At 69.4% G+C, this 16,920-nt stretch carries 16 protein-coding genes; 3 read left to right on the top strand and 13 right to left on the bottom strand.

Annotated features, from left to right (window positions below):
- Positions 1-117: 117 nt before the first annotated feature.
- The 13 genes from OMP39_RS04110 to flgB all read right to left on the bottom strand — a co-directional run bounded on the left by OMP39_RS04110 (position 118) and on the right by flgB (position 15,046).
- The gene (locus OMP39_RS04110) at positions 118-3,738 is read right to left on the bottom strand and encodes a PAS domain S-box protein (RefSeq protein WP_264893526.1); all 3,621 of its coding nucleotides are present in this window, start codon (positions 3,736-3,738) and stop codon (positions 118-120) included.
- A gap of 132 nt (positions 3,739-3,870) precedes the next feature.
- A complete protein-coding gene (locus tag OMP39_RS04105; protein ID WP_264893525.1) occupies positions 3,871-5,067 on the bottom strand; it encodes an EAL and HDOD domain-containing protein in 1,197 nt (398 codons plus the stop codon).
- Positions 5,068-5,198: 131 nt separating this feature from the next.
- Positions 5,199-6,113, bottom strand: a complete 915-nt coding sequence (gene flgL / locus OMP39_RS04100) for a flagellar hook-associated protein FlgL (protein WP_264893524.1) — start codon at positions 6,111-6,113, stop codon at positions 5,199-5,201.
- Positions 6,114-6,146: 33 nt separating this feature from the next.
- Complete coding sequence (gene flgK / locus OMP39_RS04095) at positions 6,147-7,766, bottom strand: flagellar hook-associated protein FlgK (protein ID WP_264893523.1); 1,620 nt, start codon at positions 7,764-7,766, stop codon at positions 6,147-6,149.
- A 12-nt stretch (positions 7,767-7,778) separates the two neighbouring features.
- Positions 7,779-8,639 (bottom strand): flagellar assembly peptidoglycan hydrolase FlgJ, encoded by an 861-nt coding sequence (gene flgJ, locus OMP39_RS04090; protein WP_264893522.1) that lies wholly within the window; start codon positions 8,637-8,639, stop codon positions 7,779-7,781.
- The gene (locus OMP39_RS04085) at positions 8,639-9,772 is read right to left on the bottom strand and encodes a flagellar basal body P-ring protein FlgI (protein WP_264893521.1); all 1,134 of its coding nucleotides are present in this window, start codon (positions 9,770-9,772) and stop codon (positions 8,639-8,641) included. The genes flgJ and OMP39_RS04085 overlap by 1 nt, the downstream gene beginning before the upstream one ends.
- Positions 9,773-9,875: 103 nt before the next feature.
- Complete coding sequence (locus tag OMP39_RS04080; protein ID WP_264893520.1) at positions 9,876-10,541, bottom strand: flagellar basal body L-ring protein FlgH; 666 nt, start codon at positions 10,539-10,541, stop codon at positions 9,876-9,878.
- A gap of 14 nt (positions 10,542-10,555) precedes the next feature.
- The gene (gene flgG, locus OMP39_RS04075) at positions 10,556-11,338 is read right to left on the bottom strand and encodes a flagellar basal-body rod protein FlgG (protein WP_264893519.1); all 783 of its coding nucleotides are present in this window, start codon (positions 11,336-11,338) and stop codon (positions 10,556-10,558) included.
- Between the two features lie 20 nt (positions 11,339-11,358).
- The gene (gene flgF / locus OMP39_RS04070) at positions 11,359-12,093 is read right to left on the bottom strand and encodes a flagellar basal-body rod protein FlgF (RefSeq protein ID WP_264893518.1); all 735 of its coding nucleotides are present in this window, start codon (positions 12,091-12,093) and stop codon (positions 11,359-11,361) included.
- Between the two features lie 46 nt (positions 12,094-12,139).
- Positions 12,140-13,492 carry a flagellar hook protein FlgE gene (gene flgE / locus OMP39_RS04065; RefSeq protein ID WP_264893517.1) on the bottom strand — a complete coding sequence of 451 codons (1,353 nt, stop codon included), beginning with the start codon at positions 13,490-13,492 and terminating at the stop codon, positions 12,140-12,142.
- Between the two features lie 34 nt (positions 13,493-13,526).
- Positions 13,527-14,186, bottom strand: a complete 660-nt coding sequence (locus tag OMP39_RS04060) for a flagellar hook assembly protein FlgD (RefSeq protein WP_264893516.1) — start codon at positions 14,184-14,186, stop codon at positions 13,527-13,529.
- A 25-nt stretch (positions 14,187-14,211) separates the two neighbouring features.
- Positions 14,212-14,616 (bottom strand): flagellar basal body rod protein FlgC, encoded by a 405-nt coding sequence (flgC, locus tag OMP39_RS04055; RefSeq protein ID WP_264893515.1) that lies wholly within the window; start codon positions 14,614-14,616, stop codon positions 14,212-14,214.
- Between the two features lie 10 nt (positions 14,617-14,626).
- Entirely contained in the window at positions 14,627-15,046 is a 420-nt protein-coding gene (gene flgB / locus OMP39_RS04050) for a flagellar basal body rod protein FlgB (protein WP_264893514.1), read from the bottom strand.
- A 169-nt stretch (positions 15,047-15,215) separates the two neighbouring features.
- Between flgB and flgA the strand changes: the two genes are divergently transcribed.
- The 3 genes from flgA to OMP39_RS04035 all read left to right on the top strand — a co-directional run bounded on the left by flgA (position 15,216) and on the right by OMP39_RS04035 (position 16,795).
- Complete coding sequence (gene flgA, locus OMP39_RS04045) at positions 15,216-15,938, top strand: flagellar basal body P-ring formation chaperone FlgA (RefSeq protein ID WP_264893513.1); 723 nt, start codon at positions 15,216-15,218, stop codon at positions 15,936-15,938.
- Between the two features lie 112 nt (positions 15,939-16,050).
- On the top strand, positions 16,051-16,371 hold the full coding sequence (gene flgM, locus OMP39_RS04040) for a flagellar biosynthesis anti-sigma factor FlgM (protein WP_264893512.1): 321 nt from the start codon (positions 16,051-16,053) through the stop codon (positions 16,369-16,371).
- A 37-nt stretch (positions 16,372-16,408) separates the two neighbouring features.
- Positions 16,409-16,795, top strand: coding sequence for a hypothetical protein (locus tag OMP39_RS04035; protein WP_264893511.1), 387 nt, complete (start codon positions 16,409-16,411; stop codon positions 16,793-16,795).
- Positions 16,796-16,920 lie beyond the last annotated feature (125 nt).

Here is a 16,920-nt window from a genome sequence, read left to right as displayed (position 1 = left end):
AAAACTCGCCCCGGCCGCGCTCCCACGTGCGCCTTGGCCGCTGGAGGTGGCCCCGGGGCCCGGTCGCACCCGGCGCGAGGGCGGGTCACGGGCAGACCGTCACGGGTTTGCCGCGCCTCAAGCGCGGCCGACACCGGGGGGCACGATGCGCACCCGGGCGCTCACCCGGCCGGCGGCGGCCTCCAACGTGAGACGGGCACTGCGGCGCGGCAGCAAAGCGCGTATCAAGCCGAGTCCGGACACCCCGCCCGGGAACTTCGCGAGGTTGAAGTCGAGCGGGAGGGCCCCCGGATTGGAAACGTCGATCTGCACGCCGTCGACCTCGGACTCCAACCGGCAGACCACCTCCCCCTCGCCCCGGCTGTGCTTGATCGCGTTGGTCAACAGCTCGTTGAGCGTGAGCGCGATGGGAATGGACTCGGCTTCGGGCAGCACCCAGTCGTCCACCCGCTCGCCGACGAACTCGAGCGTGATCGGCCGGTCGAACGTCTTGCGCACCGAACCCGTGATCGCTTCCACCACACGCTGCAGGCGCAAGGGCCCGACGGAGCCGACCTGCAGGCCGTACACGTGGGCAATGGCCTGCACCTGCCCGGCCACCTCGCTGATGGGGCCGGCCATCTCCGGCTTGCGCTGCGCGATCTGCTGGAGCAGACCGGCGACGCCCTGCAGGTTGTTCTTGATGCGGTGGTGCACTTCCTTGACGAGGAGCTCGCGCTGCGCGATGGCTGCCTCGAGCCGGGCCTCCTGGGCGGCACGCTGCTCGGTGACGTTGGTGGCCACCAGCAGCAGTTGGTCGGGCGCTTCGCCGGGGCTGGCAAGCGGGAGGAAGCGCGCGTCCCAGACGTGGGGCTGGCCCCGCACCTCGACGCGGTATTCGCGCTGCGTGACGCCGATGCGGCGCAAGGCGGACTCCATGTCCTCTCGGTACTGACGCGCCTGCTCGGCGGGGAAGATCTCCTCGAGGCGCAAGCCGATCAGCGCTTCGACCGGGCGACCGATGGCGGAAGCGGCGCTTTGGTTGAGCTGCTGGATGGCCAGCGTGCGGGCATCGAACAGCGCGATCGCGAGCGGCGCCAGTTCGATCACGCGGCGCAGCGAGGCCTGGGCTTCGGCGATGCGCTGCTCGGCCTGCCGGCGGCTGTCGATGTCGAGCAGCGCGTAGGTGATCTCTCGCCCCTGGGGACCAGCGCCCGTGACGACGGCATTGCCCACGACCCAGAAGTTGCGGCCGTCGCGCGCCATCACCTGGCACTCGAAGGTGTGGGCCTGCCCTTCTTCCAGGTAGTCGATCACCCCGGCACGGCGGAACGGATGCTCGGGGTCTTCGGAGGCGACGACGCTGATCGGCCGGCCGAGGAAGTCCTGCAGGTCGCCGCCGAACATGCGGCGCGCGGAGCGGTTCATCCACTCGATACCGCGCGGCCCGACGGTGACGATGCCCACCAGCACCGAATCGAGCACCGCGCGCGTGCGCTCCGCCTGCGTGGCCAACGCCTGCTCGGCCCGGCGACGCGCATCGACATTGACATAGGAGGCGATCACGCCGCCATTGACGTCGTCGTCGTGCACGAGGCGCTTGTGCACCTGCACCCAGCACAGCGTGCCGTCCTTGCGACGCAGCAGGCGCTCGCCCGTCCAGCGGGCCTGCATGCCGGCGCCGCCTTCCACGAGCGGCCGGGGCTCGTCCTGGCTCTCGACGAAGAGGCTGTTCTCCTCCAGGCCGACGAGCTCGTCGGCCCTGTAGCCGGTGAGCAGTGTGAAGCCCTCGTTGGCCCGCTGGACCTTGCCGTGCAGCAGGAACACGATGCCGATGTCCGAGAGGCTGAACATCAGTTCGCGGTCGCGGGCGACGGCTTCGAGCTCGGCCTGCTGGAGCTTGAGCCGGGTGACGTCGGACAGCACCACGATGGATTCGACTTCCGGGCCGGCGCTGTCCATCCGGCGCATCGTGAGCTGCAACCAGCGCACCGGCTCGTCCGGCCGGCGCAGTGCCACTTCGGTCTCGAACTGCCCCTGCTCGGCCACCGCCGCCAGCGCTTCGCCCACCCACCCGGCCGCGCCGTCCACCGCCTCGAGCAGTTCGCACAACGGGCGGTCGAGGGCGCTGTCGCCTTCGTCGAGGCCGAGCAGGCGCTCGAACTGCCGGTTGCAGCGCAGCAGCACGGCTCCACGGAAGTAGCCGATGCCGGCCGTCGTGCTTTCGAGGATGGTGGTGAGTTCGCGCAGGATGCGCTCGCTGCGCTGCTGGGTGAGGTGCTGCTCGGTGACGTCGAGCGTGACGATGGAGGTGCCCCGGCGGCCCGAGTGCAGGCGCCGCGGCTCCACCCGCGTGTGGAGCCAGCGCAGCCCGAGCTCGGGATGCTGGATCGCATACCGCGCGTCGGCGCGCTCGCCCTGGCGCAGCGCCTGCTGCACGCGGTCGAACTCGGGCAGCGTGTCGGGGCGCACCAGGTCGCGGCTGATGGCGCGCAGTTCGCTGGACAACAGCTCCTGCCCCTGCGCGGGCCGCCGTGCCGGCGGAAACTGGAACCGGCCGGTGTAGACGTCGAAGGTCGCGAGCCCGGCCTGCGTCGTTTCGGCCAGCGCACCGAGCTGGGATTGAGCGACGTCGAGCGCGTCCTCGGCGGTGCGGTCCTCGATCACCACCATGTAGCGCCGATGACCTTGTCGTTCCTCCAGGCACCGGACCACCGCATAGAGCGAGCGCTCCCCCTCGGCGTGCTCGACCCAACCGTGGCGATGGACCGGCTGGCTGTCGGGATGCAGCGCGGCCAGCGGCCCGCCCGCGTACCATCCCAGCAGCTCCTGCAGGCTCGGGTGGGCCTGCGTCAAGAAGAACGGCACGACGCCGATGAGCTGCTGCAGCGCCGGATTGGAGCGGACCACGAGCCCGTCCTCGTCGAACAGCATCATGCCCACCGGCGAGAGCTCGAACCACTGGTCGAGCTCGTGCACCGAGCGCTCGGCGCGCTCCCTGGCCAGGTGCTCGGCGGTGCAGTCGTACAGCACCGAGAAGCTCAGCCGCCGCCCTTCGGCGTCGCTCACGCGCCGGTGGGCCGCGCGAAACCAGCGCACCTCTCCGTTCGCCGCCACCAGCCTTCGCTCGACCGTGCTCGCCACATCGGGGCGGTCGACCTCCAGGTCGAGTTGCCGCCGTTCGCTGTCGAGGCGGTCCCGGTCCTCGGGGTGGATGAGCGCCAGAGCATCCAGCCCGCTGAGGTACTCCTGCCGGTAGCCGGTGTACTGCAGGAACGCGTCGTTGACCTCGACGAAGCGGTGGTCCTCGTCCTGCAGCGTGGCGGGGAACGGCGAGTCCCAGAACATCGCGCGCAACTCGCGCAAGGCCACGTCGTCCCCCTGCGCGTGACGCCGCGCCGCAGCCCTCGGAGCCTGCTCGAATCGCAGCAGCCACCGTTCGGAGGACTCGCCCGTCATCACCAGCCGCGCGGGACGGCCGCCGGGCAGCATCACACGCGGGCCGGTCTGCGCTGCCGCCCCCGGGGGATGGCGCAACTGGGCCAAGATCCATTGAACCGCCGCGAACCCCAGCACCGACACCCAGCCGGAGACCATGCCGCCGGCAGGCAGCGGCAGCAACGCCTGCGCCTGGGGGTTGGCCGCCTCGATGGCGCCGTTGGTACGCAACACCACGGCAGGGCCCAGCGGCGCGCGCAGGGCATCGCGCCCGTCGGGAGACGATGCCGATTCGTCCACTTCGCTGCCGTTCGAGCTCATGCACTCCTCATCCAACGGCGGTCATCGGCCGCCGCGCGTCTGCACCCCTTCACCCCGCCCGGGCGCCCGTCGTGCACGCGCCCCGACGCCGGGATTCTGCCGCCGGGGTGCGCCGGCGCGCCCGTACGGCCGTCATTCCAGCTGGGATGCCAGCGTGAGCGTTGCCAGGACCGCGCGGTTGACCTCGGCCAGTCCCACCAGCAACTGCTCGGCCAGCTCGTTGATCACCGGCGCGGTTTCGCTTTCGACGGCACGGGCCAGTTCGAGGTAGGGGCTGTAGGGCCCGACGCCCTCGGCCAACGCCTGGTACACCCGCTCTGGCACCGGGATCGTCTTCAGCAGGTCGTCGAACGGCCGGTGGAAGAGCTTGTCGAGCAGCGAGAAGACGCCGCAGATGAACACCTCGCCGCGCATCTCGTCGTCCCCGGCCGGCGCGACCATCTGCTCCATGAAGATGCCGCGTCGCACCGAGGCGTACATCACGGGCCTGAGGTTCGGGTCCTTGCTGGCGGTGGCGAGCAGCAGGGCGAGCCAGCGCTTGAGCCGCTTGTACCCCAGCAGCATGATGGCGTGGCGGAACGAGCTGATCTCGACCGACAGGCCGAAGGCCGGCGAGTTGATGTAGCGCATGAGCTGGAAGGCCAGCGTCGGGTCGCGCTTGAGCACCGCCTCGAGCTTGTCGACGTCGTCGCCGTCGTCGACGCGGCGGATCAGTTCGACGAGCACCCCCATGTCGGGCGCGCCTTTCTTGACGCCGGAGTCCGCGGTCACGTCGTCGATCGGCCAGCCCAGGATGGCCACCGCTCCGCGGCCGAAGCTGTTCTCCATCTCGGCCACGGTGCGCACGCCGCTCTGGATGAAGCCCACCGATCGCGTGACGCCCGGCTCGCCGGGGCCCGTCGTCTCGTTCTTGCGGCGGTCCTCGGCGAGATCGATGATCGAGTACTTGAAGCACGAGAGCAGCTCTCGGGGCAGCAGCATGGTCGGACGCCCATGCAGCAGCAGCGTGTTGCCGTTCGAGTGCAGCTCCTGGATCGCGGCCGTGTTCTGCGGGTCACAGGCGATGAACGAGGGAATCTCGATCATCACGTTGGAAACCGGCTTGGCGCGCAGCAGATCGTTGAGCAGGGTCTCGCTCATGACGTTCAGCGAGACGCGGGTGCCCGCGTGGGGCCACACCTCGGAGATGGCTGCCAGCAGTTGGTCGGCCTGCAGCGGCTGCCCCGACCGCAGGGCCGACACGGTCAGCCGCGTGGCGGCGAAGGACCGCTGGCGGTCCACCATGGGAGAGTAGCTGAGCGCGATGTTGCGCAGGACGTCTTGATCCATCGGCGAATGGCTGGTGTTCTTTGTCGTGTGCGACGCCAGGCGGCACAGCCCCTCCGTCATGCCCTGGTGGCGCCCGACGAGCCCCCCTCATGGGCCCGACGCGGGCGAGCGGGGCCCGGACCTCGCCGCCTTCAGCGCAGGTAGTCGAACAAGGACAGCCGCTGCACCTGCGCGTACGTCTTCAAGGCCGCATCGTAGCCGGTTTGCTTGTTCTGGAAGTCCGAGATGGCGGCCACCATGTCCAAATCTTCCGCATTCGAGCGGTCTGTCTTGGCGTTGAGATCCAGCGCGTCGAGGCGCGCCACGATGGCGTCGATGCGGTTCAGGGTGTCGCCCACCTGGGCGCGAGCGGCCTGCAGACGCTCCATGCCGGCGTCGATGCCGCCGAGCGCCGTCTGCACGGCGCTCGACACGGCCGCGGACGTCATGCCGCCCGTCCTCAGCTGGACGATGAAGTCGTCCAAGGTCTTGAAGATCGGAACCTCTAGCCCCGGCGTCGCATCCCAGGCGTAGGCGCCGTCCACCGCGACGGGCAGGATTTCCTGGTTGTCCACGCCGACGGAACCGGGGGCGGCCCAGAACTCCACCCGCCCCGCGCCGTTAGGCACGAAAGGATCGCCCGTGACTCCGGCGCCCCCGAACAACGGATTGCCAGCTGCGTCCGTGCGATTGGCGATCCCGAGGAGCTGATCCCTGTACTGCTGGATCTGCTGCGCGAGGATGGCGCGCTCCTTGTCGCCGTAGGCGCCGTTGCCGGCCGCTACCGCGGCATCGCGGATGGCCTGCAGGATGTCGTTGGCGCCGCCCAGCGCGCTTTCCGCCAGCGTCATCGCATTCAGACTGGCCTGGGCCGCCCGCTTGGTCGCCTCCACGCGCGCCTCCACCGCGAGCGCGCGCTCGACCCGGCGCGCCGCGACCGGGTCGTCGCTGGGCAGGAGCACCCGTTTGCCGGACGTCAGCCGATTCTGGGACTCCGACAGGTCTTCTTGCCGGCGTTGCAGGTTGGCGATCGCCTGCTGGTAGGAAAAGGCGGTGGCGACACGCATGGTTCATTCCTCATTCGTCAACGAAGTTCCGCCTCACCGCGCCGCCGTTTGCAGCAGCGTGTCGAAGACGGACTGTGCGACCTGCAACACCTTGGCCGCGGCCTGATAGGCCTGCTGGAACTGGATCAGCCGGGCAGCTTCTTCGTCGAGGTTGACGCCTTCGACGTTGTTGCGCCGCACCTCGGCGTCCTTGGCGATCGAAGACGACATCTCGCTGGCGGCCTCCGCGCCCATGACGCGCACCCCGACCGACGCCGTCACGCCGGCATAGGCGTCGGCCAGCGTCATGCCCCGCACCATGCGTTCGTCGCGCAACGCCAACATGGCCTTGGCGTTGCCGTTCGACTCGGTGGCGCTCGTGGCCGCCAGTCTCATCGGATCGTTCAGTACCACGTCCATGCTCGCGGCCACCAGGCGTGAGGGCTCGAGGAGGAACCGGTCCCCCTCCTGGGCGGTGCCGGAGAAGGACAGCTGCAGACCGTGATCCGAGAGAAGCTGCGCGGCAGACAAGGCCGTGAAAGAACCGTCCGGCAACTCGCGCACTTGCCAGGCGCCGCTTCGGAACGTCAGCTCGAGATCCTTCGCCGACAGTAGGGTCGCGTCCTGGATGACGACCCCGACCGCGGCCGTTCCGGTATTCGTCGAGGCGGGAAGCGCTCGCGGCGCGCCGGTCGCGAAGATGGGCGGGCCGGGCGCGACCGGGGGCGGCGTCGTGCCGGCGGCGTGCTGCGCGTTCACCCGGGCGGCGATCACCCCGGCCAGGCGGCCCACTTCGTTGATGGCCACCGGCAGGTCTTCTCTCTGGAACCTCAGCAGCCCCGCGATCGACCCTCCCCCCAGGACGCGGTCGTCCAAGCGTCGATCCACCCCGCCCTCGTGGACGCCCAGCACGACGCGCGAGGAATCGTAGGTATCGGGCAAGGCCCGCAACTCCAATGCGTTGCTGCCGAGGAGGAGCTTCTGCCCGCCGCCGATGAACAGGCCCACCGTGCCGTCGCTCGCCGGGATCTGGGTCACCCCGATGTAGTGGTTCAGCTCGTTGATGAGTTGCTCGCGCTGATCGAGCAGGTCGTTCGGCTCATGGCCGAAGCCCTTGACGCGCGCGATCTGCTGGTTCAGGTCGGCAATGCGCTGGACGAGCTGATTGGCCGCATCCACCGAGGTCTTGATGTCCTCGGTGACGCCGGTCTGGATGCTGTCGAGCTGGGCGGCCACGGAGCGCACCTGCGACGTCAGCGCCTGCGCGCGCGACAGCACCACCTGGCGTGCCGACGGGTCGTTGGGATCGCTGGCCACGTCGACGAAGGCGTTCAGGAACGCCGATACGCGTGCACCGAGCCCGTTCTCGCCCAGGTCGAACACGCGCTCGACCCGCTGCAACTGCTCGAGCCGCGCGGCATCGTGCGCGGCCAGCGCCTGGCTGAGCGTCACTTCGCGGCTGAGGAAGGCATCGTGCGCGCGCGACACCGTCGTGATGTTCACGCCTTTGCCGAAGAAGCCCGCGCCGGTGAACTGCCCCCCGGCTGTCTCGAGTTCGACCGTTTGCCTCGAATAGCCCGGAGTGTTGGCGTTCGAGATGTTCGCCGCGGTGGTGTTGAGTTGCGCCTGCGCGGCGAACATGGCACGCGTTCCGAGGCTGATGATGCCGGGCATGTCGTGCTCCCGTCAGGTGGTCGCGCGCTGCAGTTGCAGCGTGGTGTTGATGATGCGCGTGAGCTTGGCCGCGTACTGCGGGTCGGTCGCGTAGCCCGCCTGCTGCAAGCCCTGCGCGAACCCACGCGCCGTCTTGGCGTTCTCGATCACCTTGGCGTAGCGCTCGTTGTTTTTCAGCAGGCGCGCGTAGTCGCGAAACGCCTCCTCGGCGCTGGCATAGGCCCGGAACTTCGCCCGCACCTTGCGCGGTTGACCGCCGAGGTACTCGGTCGTCGTGACCTCGGCCACGTCGCCCTTCCAGGACGCACCGGCCTTGATGCCGAACACATTGAAGGAGGGGCTGCCGTCGGCGCGGCGGATGTCGCGCCGGCCCCAGCCCGACTCGTGGGCGGCCTGGGCGAGGATGAACTCGGCAGGAATGCCCGTGTCGCGGCTGGCCGCCTGGGCCGCATCCCAGTGCTGGCGCAGGAACTGCGCCTGCTTGCCGCCGCCCTTGGGCGCGGCGATGTCCTGCGGCAGCTTCTTGAAGGCCGGGGGCAACCGCAGGGTGAGGTCCTCCGGCGTCATCGCCTCGGCGCCGCCCATGTGGCGCGACAGCTGCCTGGCGATCAGATCGGCGAGGCCGCCCGGCCGCCCGCTCATCGCCGTCGCATACTGCGAGTCGAGCATCTCAGTCGCCAGGTCGGAGCCCTCGTTGTCGAACAGGTCCGATTTGAGCGAGGCGCTGCGCATGCTCTTCATGAGCTGCTGCATGAAGACGGCCTCGAACTGCTTGGCCGCCTCCTTGACCGCTGCCTTCGGGTCCTGGGCAGCCGCCGAGCGCAAGGCCTCGAGCGAGCGGGCGTCGGTGGCGAGGCCGATGGGCGCGGACATCAGATCACCTCCAGCTCGGCTTGCAGCGCCCCGGCGGCCTTCATGGCCTGCAGGATCGCGAGCAGGTCCTGCGGCGTGGCACCCAGTGCGTTGAGCGCCTTGACCACGTCGGTGAGCTGGGTGCCCGCCGGCATCTGGATGAGGGCGCCGCCGTCCTGACGGATCTGGATGTCGGACTTCTCCGTCACCACCGTCTGGCCGCCCGACAGGGGCCCAGGCTGGCTCACGACGGGGGTGGAGCTGATGCTCACCGAGAGGTTGCCGTGCGCGACGGCGCACGGCCCGAGCGTGACCGACTGGTTCATCACGATGGAGCCGGTGCGGGCGTTGAGCACCACCTTCGCGGCCGGCGTCGCGATGTCGATCGGCAGGTTCTCGATGTCGGCCAGGAAGGCGACGCGCTCGCCCGGCGCGGCCGGGGCCCGCACCCTCACGGCGCGGCCGTCCAGCGCCTCGGCGACCCCGGCTCCCTTGGCGCGGTTGATGGCCTGCGCCACTTGGCGCGCGGTGTTGAAGTCGGCCGCGTTGAGGTCGAGCTGGATGTACTCGGACTGCGCCAGCGGGGTGGGCACGCCGCGCTCGACGGTGGCCCCCGCGGGGATGCGTCCGGCGCTCAAGTGATTGATCTGCACCTTGCTACCGCCTTGCGAGGCGCCCGCCCCGCCGACCACGACATTGCCTTGCGCGAGGGCGTAGATCTGCCCGTCCGCGCCCTTGAGCGGGGTGGCGATGAGCGTGCCGCCGCGCAGCGACTTGGCGTTGCCCATCGACGAGACGTTCACGTCGATGGCCTGACCGGGTTGCGCGAAGGGGGGCAGCTGGGCCGTCACCATCACCGCCGCCACGTTGCGCAGCTGCATGTTCGTGCCGGGCGGGATGCTCACGCCCATCTGCTGCAGCATCGCCGCGATGCTCTGGGTGGTGAAGGGGGTCTGCGTGGTCTGGTCACCCGTGCCATCCAGACCGACGACGAGGCCATAGCCGACCAACTGGTTGGCGCGCACGCCCTGGACGGCAGCCACTTCCTTGATGCGCAGCGCATTCGCCGGCAAGGGCCACCACAGCGCCGCGCTGGCGAGCAACGCCGCCAAGGCGACGGCGGCGCGCAACAGACGTTCGGTCGTGATCTTCATCGGCCCACTCTCTTTCCCTGATGCGGGCCCTGCACCCGATGGTTTCAGAGCCGCGTGAGCGCCGAGACTGCACGACGCTCCTGGGAACGATTGTTGGCCCCGCTCACATCGGAAGAACATTCAAAAAGAACCGGGCCAACCACCCAATTCCCTGGGCTTCGGCCTGCTGCCCCTGCCCCTTGTACTGCAGGCGCACGTCGGCGATCTGGCTGGAGGCGACGATATTGCCGGGTTGGATGGAGCGAGGATCGACGCGGCCCGAGAAGCGCATCACCTCGACGTTCTTGTTGAGGCCGATCTGCTTCTCGCCGGCGATCACGAGGTGCCCGTTGGGCAGCACCTCGATGACGGTGGCGGTGATGGTGCCGGTGAAGTTGTTGGTGCTCTCGGTCCCGCCCTTGCCGGAGAAGGTGTTGGACGAGGAACCGGAGACGCTGGCGCGATCGAACGAGTTGCTGCTCAGAAACGGCAGTGCCTTCACCCCGGCCTCGACCTTGCCCGTGCGATCCACCGTGGTGGTGGACTTCTGGCTGGCCTGGACACGCTCGACGATGTTGACCGTCAGCGTGTCGCCCGGCAGGCGCGCGCGATGGTCCTCGAAGAGCGGGCGATAGGCCGCTGCCTGGAAGATCGCGCCATTGGAGACCTGGGGCTGCGGCTGGGGCTGCGGGTACATCGACGTGGGCCCCGCCACCTCGACCTTGGGGTCCATCGTCGAGCAGCCCGTCAGGGCCGCGCTGAGCGCCACGAGCAGCGTCATCGGCTTCATCGCGGTCCCTTTCGTCACAGCTGCGCCAGACGTTGCAGCATCTGGTCGGACGTCTGGATGGCCTTGGAGTTGAGCTCGTAGGCCCGCTGCGTCTGGATCATCGCCACCAACTCCTCGACCACGTTGACGTTGGACGTCTCCAGGTAGCCTTGTTGCAGCGTGCCCAGGCCGTCGCTGCCCGGGGCGTTGGTCGTCGGCGTGCCGGAGGCGGCGGTCTCGACGAAGAGGTTCTGCCCCCGCGGCTCCAGGCCGCCCGGGTTGACGAAGCTGGCCAACTGTAGGTTGCCGAGCACGACGGGCTGGGCCGAGCCCTGCACGGTCGCGCTCACGGTGCCGTCGGGCGCCACGGTCAGGCTCTGGGTGTTGGGCGGCACGGTCAGGCCGGGCGCCACGAGGTAGCCGTTGTTGGTGACGAGCTGGCCGTTGGCGTCGGTCTTGAAGGAGCCGTCGCGGGTGTAGGCCACGGTGCCGTCAGGCATCTGGATCTGGAAGAACCCGTTGCCGTTGATCGCCACGTCGAGCGAGTTGCCCGTCTGCTGCAGGTTGCCTTGCGTGAACGCTCGCTGCGTGGCGACCGAGCGCACGCCCAGGCCGACCTGCAAGCCGGTGGGCAGCGTGCTCTGTTCGCTGGACGCCGCGCCGCTTTGACGCAGGTTCTGGTACATCAAGTCCTCGAACTGCGCGCTGGCTCGCTTGTAGCCAGTGGTGGCCACGTTGGCGAGGTTGTGCGAGACGTGGTCCAGTTGCACCTGCTGGGCTTCCATGCCCGTTTTGGAGATCCACAGGGAGCGCATCATCGCGATGCTCCTTTCTTGCGTTAAGCGCCGTTGGGCGCCAGCAGCTTGCCGGCCGTCTGTTCGTTGCGTTCGGCCGTCTGCAAGAGCTTCATCTGCGCCTCGAACTGGCGCGCGGCGGCGATCATCTGCACCATCGTCTCGACGGCGCTCACGTTCGAGCCTTCCAGGGCGCCGTCCTGCAAGCGGGCGTTGGGGTCGGCGGGCAGGTCCTCGGCCCCCGGAGCGCGGAAGAGCCCGTCGGCCCCGCGCTGCAACGGTGCCTCCGGCGTGACGAGTTTCAGCCGGCCGACCGGCGTAGACGTGCCGTTGCCCTGACGGGCGGAGACCGTGCCGTCCGGGGCGATCGACAGGGTTGCATTGGGCGGCGCTTGGAGGGGGCCGCCGTCGCCCAGCACCACGAGGCCGCCCTGAGTCATCAGGGTGCCGTCGGCCGATACCGTCAGTGCCCCGTTGCGCGTGTAGGCCTCGGTGCCGTCCAGACCCTGCACGGCGAGCCAGGCATTGCCCTGCATCGCGACGTCCAGCGGGCGGCCGGTGGCGTGCACCACGCCGGGTGTGGCGTCGTAGCCGGTGGTCGTTTCCAGCGCGTACACCCGGGTGCTCGCACCTTCGCCGCGCACCGGCACGGCGCGAAAGGCCTGCAGCTCGGCACGGAACCCCGTGGTCGAGGCGTTGGCGAGATTGTTGGCCAGCGTCTCCTGGCGCTGCATCATCGCCTTGGCCCCGGCCATCGAGAGATAGATCATGCGGTCCATCGGGCGGCTCCGGTCTCAGTGGGGCAGGCTGGCATGGGGGCGCGGGTCACCGCAGGTTCACCAGCGTCTGCATCACCTGGTCCTGCGTCTTGATGGTCTGCGCGTTGGCCTGGTAGTTGCGCTGTGCCGTGATCATGTTGACCAGCTCGGCGGTGAGGTCGATGTTGGACTCTTCCAGCGCGCCGGCCTGCAACACGCCCATGTTCCCCGAGCCGGGGGTGGACAGCGTCGGGTCACCCGACGCGTAGGTGGCCGCCCACGCGTTGCCGCCCAGCGGCTGCAGCCCCTGCGGGTTGCGGAAGGTCGCCAGCTCGATCTGCGCGGCCGGCTTGGACTGGCCGTTGGAAAAGCGCGCCATGATGACGCCGCTGTCATCGATCGACACGCCCACCAGCTGGCCGGGGGCGTAGCCGTTCTGCGTGAGGTTGGTGACGCCGAACACCGTGCCGTACTGCGTGGCACCGCCCATGTTCAGCTCGATACCCGCGATGGGCAAGGTGGTCGAGCCGTCGGCCTTGGTCGTGGCCGGGATGTCGATCGGCACGCGCCCGTCGGTGGAGGTGCCGCCCCCGCCCATGAAGTACTGGATCGAGCCCCCTCCAGCGGCTGTCGGATTGCCTCCCGAGGTCGGCGGGAAGTTGACGGTGGCGATCGGAGCCGGATTGCCGCCGCTCGTGAGCAAAGAGGCCCCGTTGGCTGTCGCGTACACGTTCCAGGTGTTCGGGGCGGTCTTCTGGAAGTAGTACGTGACCGCGACATCCTGCCCCATGCGGTCGTACACCGTCACCGAGGTGGCGTTGTTGTACGTCGTGGGGTCGTTGAAGTTGATGTTGGTGGCCGACGGGCCGGTGACCGCCGAGCGCGAGTCCACGTTGAACTCGAGCTTGATGGCGCTGGTCATCTGCGGCGCGATGCCGGCGGTGGGCAACTGAATCGGGCGCGCCTGCTGCGGGGCGATCTGCCCGTTCGCATCGGCCATGTAACCCAGCAACACCTGCTGCTGGTTGTTGACGATGTAGCCGTTGCGGTCCACCTTGAACTGCCCGTTGCGCGTGTAAAGCGGCGGGCTGGCGAGGGTGGGCGGCGTGTCGGGCGCGGCGTTGGGGTCGCGCGCGACGTTGGCGACTTGGAAGAAGCCCGCGCCGTTGATGGCCAGATCCAGCGGGTTCTCGGTAGTGGTGATGTTGCCCTGGCTGAACTGCTGCGCCACCGCGGCCAGGTTCACGCCGATGCCGATGTTGTTGGCGCCGGTGCCGTTCATCGCGGTCGCGTACATGTCGGCGAACTCGGCCCTCGCGCCCTTGGCCCCGAAGGTGTTGGCGTTGGCGACGTTATTGCCGATGACGTCGAGGCTCTTGCTCGAGGCGTTCAAGCCGGACAGACCTTGCTGGAAACTCATGGGAAGACCTTTCCTGAGGGGGAGGCGGTTCGCGTCAGATGACGGCCTTGACCTGGTTGTAGGCGACGGTGCCGCCGCCGGCGAGATCGAGCTCGAGGCTGCCGCGGCTGGTGCTCACGGCCCCCACGGTGTCGCGTGCGTAGGTGGTGGCGGCCACCGCCGAGGCGCCGGCCTTGGCCGTGATGCGGAAGCGCACCTCGTCGCCCGCCTCGTCGGCGTCCTCGGCTTTCCAGCCCAGGTAGTGCCGCCCGGCATCCAGGGCGCCGAGTTCGAAGCGGTCGAGCACCGCGCCGCTCTGGTCGAGCACCTCGACCGTGACCTTGTCGGCCTTGGACGCCAGATCGAAGCCGGCACGGCCCTCGCCCTTGTCGTTCAGCCGCATGGTGTCGCCAGGCACCAGCACGTCGCGCCCGACCAGCGAGGCCCCTTGCAGCGCCTGCGCCTGGGTGAGCTGCAGCAGCATCGCGTTGATGCCGCCGTTGAGCTTTTCGATGCCCGTGACGGTGTTGATCTGCGCCATCTGGCTGGTCACCTGTGCGTTGTCCAGAGGGTTGAGCGGGTCCTGGTTCTGCATCTGCGCCACCAGCATCTTGAGGAACCGGTCCTGCGCGTTCAGTTCGTTCTTGGTGGAGGCGGTCGCGCCGGCCGGGGCATTCGAGCCGGCGGCAGTGCTGGAGATTGCGGCGGTGCTCATGGTCCGACCCTCCGGTGGGTGCCCGTCACTGGCCGAGCTGCAGCGTCTTCTGCAGCAAGGCTTTGGCGGTGTTCATGACTTCGACGTTGTTCTGGTAGGAGCGCGAGGCCGAGATCATGTTGACCATCTCCTCGACCGCGTTCACGTTGCTGTAGGTCACATACCCCTGCGCGTCGGCTTGCGGGTGGCTCGGTGCGTACACGCGCCGGCCCGGCGCGTTGTCCTCGACCACCTGGTCGACCCTGACGCCGGCCGAGCCCTGCTCGCCCATCAGCACCGTCTGGAACACGACCTGACGCGCTTTGTAGGGTTGGCCGTCCGGGCCGGCCACCGTGTCGGCATTGGCCAGGTTGCTGGCGACGACGTTGAGCCGCTGGGACTGCGCGCTGACCGCGCTGCCGGCGATATTGAAGATCTTGAACATCGACATCGCGCGCTCCTCACTGACCGGTGATCGCCGTCAGCATGGTCTTGACCGAGCCGTTGAGAAAGCGCAGCGTCGCCTCGTACTTGACGGCGTTGTCGGCGAAGGCCGCACGCTCGCGATCCATGTCCACCGAGTTGCCGTCTAGGTTGGTCTGCGCGGGACGCGCGTACTGCAACTCCACGGTGGCGCGGGTGCCCGGGGGCGGGGCGATGTGCCCGGGCGCGGAGGCGCGCAGGACCACCGGCGCACCGGTGCCGCCCGAGCCCGCTGCGGCTGCCGCCCGGCGCAGCGCCTGGGCGAAGTCGAAGTCCCGCGCGACGTAGCCCGGGGTGTCGGCATTGGCGATGTTGCCGGCCAGCACCCGCTGCCGCTCGGCACGCAGCGCCAGCGCCTCCGATTGGAAGTCGAGCGTGGAAGTGAGGCGATCGAGCATGGGTTCCTCTGCGAGCCCGGCGTGCCTGGTCGGGCGATGGTGGCATTGTGGGAACGAGGGCCGCAGAACATGAGCCCGAATAGCAGGCCAAAACGCGGCCATTTCGCAGCCCCGGGGCAGCCGCCGCCTGCGTACAGTGCGGCCTACGATGCAATGCCTCGCCTTCGTCATGCCTCGCCTTCGCCTGCGTGACCTCGCCGCCAGCGCTCTCGCGCTCGGGGGCTGGACGTACGCGGCCGCGGCGGCCGACGCCCCGCTGGCTCAGGTGGAAAAGGTGCTGCACCAGGAGGCTCAGGCCCGCCTGCCTCGCCAGGCGGATGTAGGCGCCTCCACCCCTCGCATCGAGGTGAGCGTGGGCGAGTTGGACTCTCGTGTGCGCCTGGCGCCCTGCGCGCGCATCGAGCCCTATGTGCCCGCCGGCTTCAAGCCGTGGGGCCGCACGCGCGTGGGGGTACGGTGCACCGAGGGGCCGACACGCTGGAACGTCTTCCTGCCGGTCACCGTGCGCGTCTACGCGCAGGCCTGGGTCGCGCGCACGGCGCTGCCCGCAGGCGCCGTGGTGAGCGAGGCCGACCTCGTGCGCGCGGAGGTGGACCTGGCGGCCTCGCCCGACCCGGTGATCGAGGACGCAGGTCGAGCCGTCGGTCGCACCCTGGCCCGCGCGGTGGCCCCGGGCGAGCCCTTCAGAACCACCCACATGCGGCCGATACAGTGGTTCTCCGCGGGCGAGACGGTCAAGGTCGTGGCGGTGGGCAAAGGCTTCACCGTCGTGGGTGAAGCCCGCGCCCTCGGCCCGGGGCTGGATGGTCAGAAGGTGCGCGTGCGCACCGACAGCGGCCGGGTAGTGGTCGGCGTGGCGAGCGCCGCCCAGACGGTGGAGGTGCGCCTGTGACCCCGCGGATTGCAAAAATTTACACGGTCGGCCCCTCAAGTTTCCCCATCGGGCGTCGATATAGACCGTACATCGGGCAAGCCCTGCCCGCTCCCCGGTCAAGGAGAAGGTCATGAAGATCGGCAATTCCGTCGAGACACCCGCGGTCGCGGGCCATGGTGCTGCGCCCGCCCGCCCCGCTGCGGGCGAGTCCGCCGCCGCGGGCCGCAGCGCCGCTGCCGCGGAGACGGGCGGCGCCGCCGCCGGAAGCGTGACGGTGAAGCTGTCCAGCACCGCGACCGCCTTGCTGGCGAGCAATGCGGAGTTCGACGCGCAGAAGGTCGAAGCGATCCGCCAGGCGATCGCCGACGGCACCTACCGCGTCAACCCCGAAGCGATTGCCGACAAGCTGATCGCGAACGCCCGCGAACTGCTCGACCGCCGCTCGCACTGACCGAGGCGGGCGCGCACCTCACCTTCTCGACCGACCGATGTTGACCACTCCTGCCCCCGCCGCGGACGGCGACCTCGAACCCGCCGTGCAGGCGGTCGAAACCCGGCTGCATGCACTCGGACAAGCGCTGCTCGCGCGCGATGCGGCGGGCGTCGAGCAGTGCGCCTCCGAGCTCCACCGGGCGCTCACCGAGGCGGTGGACGCATTCTCCCGCGCGGCGCGACGCGGCGACGTACCCCACGAGCTGCGCCGGCGGCTGGCGAGCGCCACCGGTCAGGTGGCCGCCCAGCGCGAGAGCCTCGCGCGAGCGACCGCCGCCCTCGACCGGGCGATGGACGTGCTGATGCCGCGCCCGGAAGACCCGGTGTACAGCGCACCGGGATACGGTGGCGGTGCGCGCCCGGGGCGATCCATCACCGCCTGAGGCTCGCTACACGCAGACGGGGCGGCCGCGGGAACGCCGTTTGCTCTCGGCTACGATGCCGTGAAGTGCATCCCCCGTCGAGCCCCGCTTGAAGTCCGACCCGCCCATCTCGCCGACGCCGCCCT

It is taken from the genome of Schlegelella aquatica (genome assembly GCF_026013905.1).
Taxonomy (GTDB): Bacteria; Pseudomonadota; Gammaproteobacteria; order Burkholderiales; family Burkholderiaceae_C; genus Caldimonas; species Caldimonas aquatica.
This window is presented reverse-complemented; position numbering and strand designations above follow the sequence as displayed.

Excerpts from the sequence above, each read along its gene's own strand:
- OMP39_RS04110 (WP_264893526.1), bottom strand. The coding sequence starts at position 3,738 with ATGAGCTCGAACGGCAGCGAAGTGGACGAATCGGCATCGTCTCCCGAC.
- OMP39_RS04105 (WP_264893525.1), bottom strand. The coding sequence starts at position 5,067 with ATGGATCAAGACGTCCTGCGCAACATCGCGCTCAGCTACTCTCCCATG.
- flgL (WP_264893524.1), bottom strand. The coding sequence starts at position 6,113 with ATGCGTGTCGCCACCGCCTTTTCCTACCAGCAGGCGATCGCCAACCTG.
- flgK (WP_264893523.1), bottom strand. The coding sequence starts at position 7,766 with ATGCCCGGCATCATCAGCCTCGGAACGCGTGCCATGTTCGCCGCGCAG.
- flgJ (WP_264893522.1), bottom strand. The coding sequence starts at position 8,639 with ATGTCCGCGCCCATCGGCCTCGCCACCGACGCCCGCTCGCTCGAGGCC.
- OMP39_RS04085 (WP_264893521.1), bottom strand. The coding sequence starts at position 9,772 with ATGAAGATCACGACCGAACGTCTGTTGCGCGCCGCCGTCGCCTTGGCG.
- OMP39_RS04080 (WP_264893520.1), bottom strand. The coding sequence starts at position 10,541 with ATGAAGCCGATGACGCTGCTCGTGGCGCTCAGCGCGGCCCTGACGGGC.
- flgG (WP_264893519.1), bottom strand. The coding sequence starts at position 11,338 with ATGATGCGCTCCCTGTGGATCTCCAAAACGGGCATGGAAGCCCAGCAG.
- flgF (WP_264893518.1), bottom strand. The coding sequence starts at position 12,093 with ATGGACCGCATGATCTATCTCTCGATGGCCGGGGCCAAGGCGATGATG.
- flgE (WP_264893517.1), bottom strand. The coding sequence starts at position 13,492 with ATGAGTTTCCAGCAAGGTCTGTCCGGCTTGAACGCCTCGAGCAAGAGC.
- OMP39_RS04060 (WP_264893516.1), bottom strand. The coding sequence starts at position 14,186 with ATGAGCACCGCCGCAATCTCCAGCACTGCCGCCGGCTCGAATGCCCCG.
- flgC (WP_264893515.1), bottom strand. The coding sequence starts at position 14,616 with ATGTCGATGTTCAAGATCTTCAATATCGCCGGCAGCGCGGTCAGCGCG.
- flgB (WP_264893514.1), bottom strand. The coding sequence starts at position 15,046 with ATGCTCGATCGCCTCACTTCCACGCTCGACTTCCAATCGGAGGCGCTG.
- flgA (WP_264893513.1), top strand. The coding sequence starts at position 15,216 with ATGCCTCGCCTTCGCCTGCGTGACCTCGCCGCCAGCGCTCTCGCGCTC.
- flgM (WP_264893512.1), top strand. The coding sequence starts at position 16,051 with ATGAAGATCGGCAATTCCGTCGAGACACCCGCGGTCGCGGGCCATGGT.
- OMP39_RS04035 (WP_264893511.1), top strand. The coding sequence starts at position 16,409 with ATGTTGACCACTCCTGCCCCCGCCGCGGACGGCGACCTCGAACCCGCC.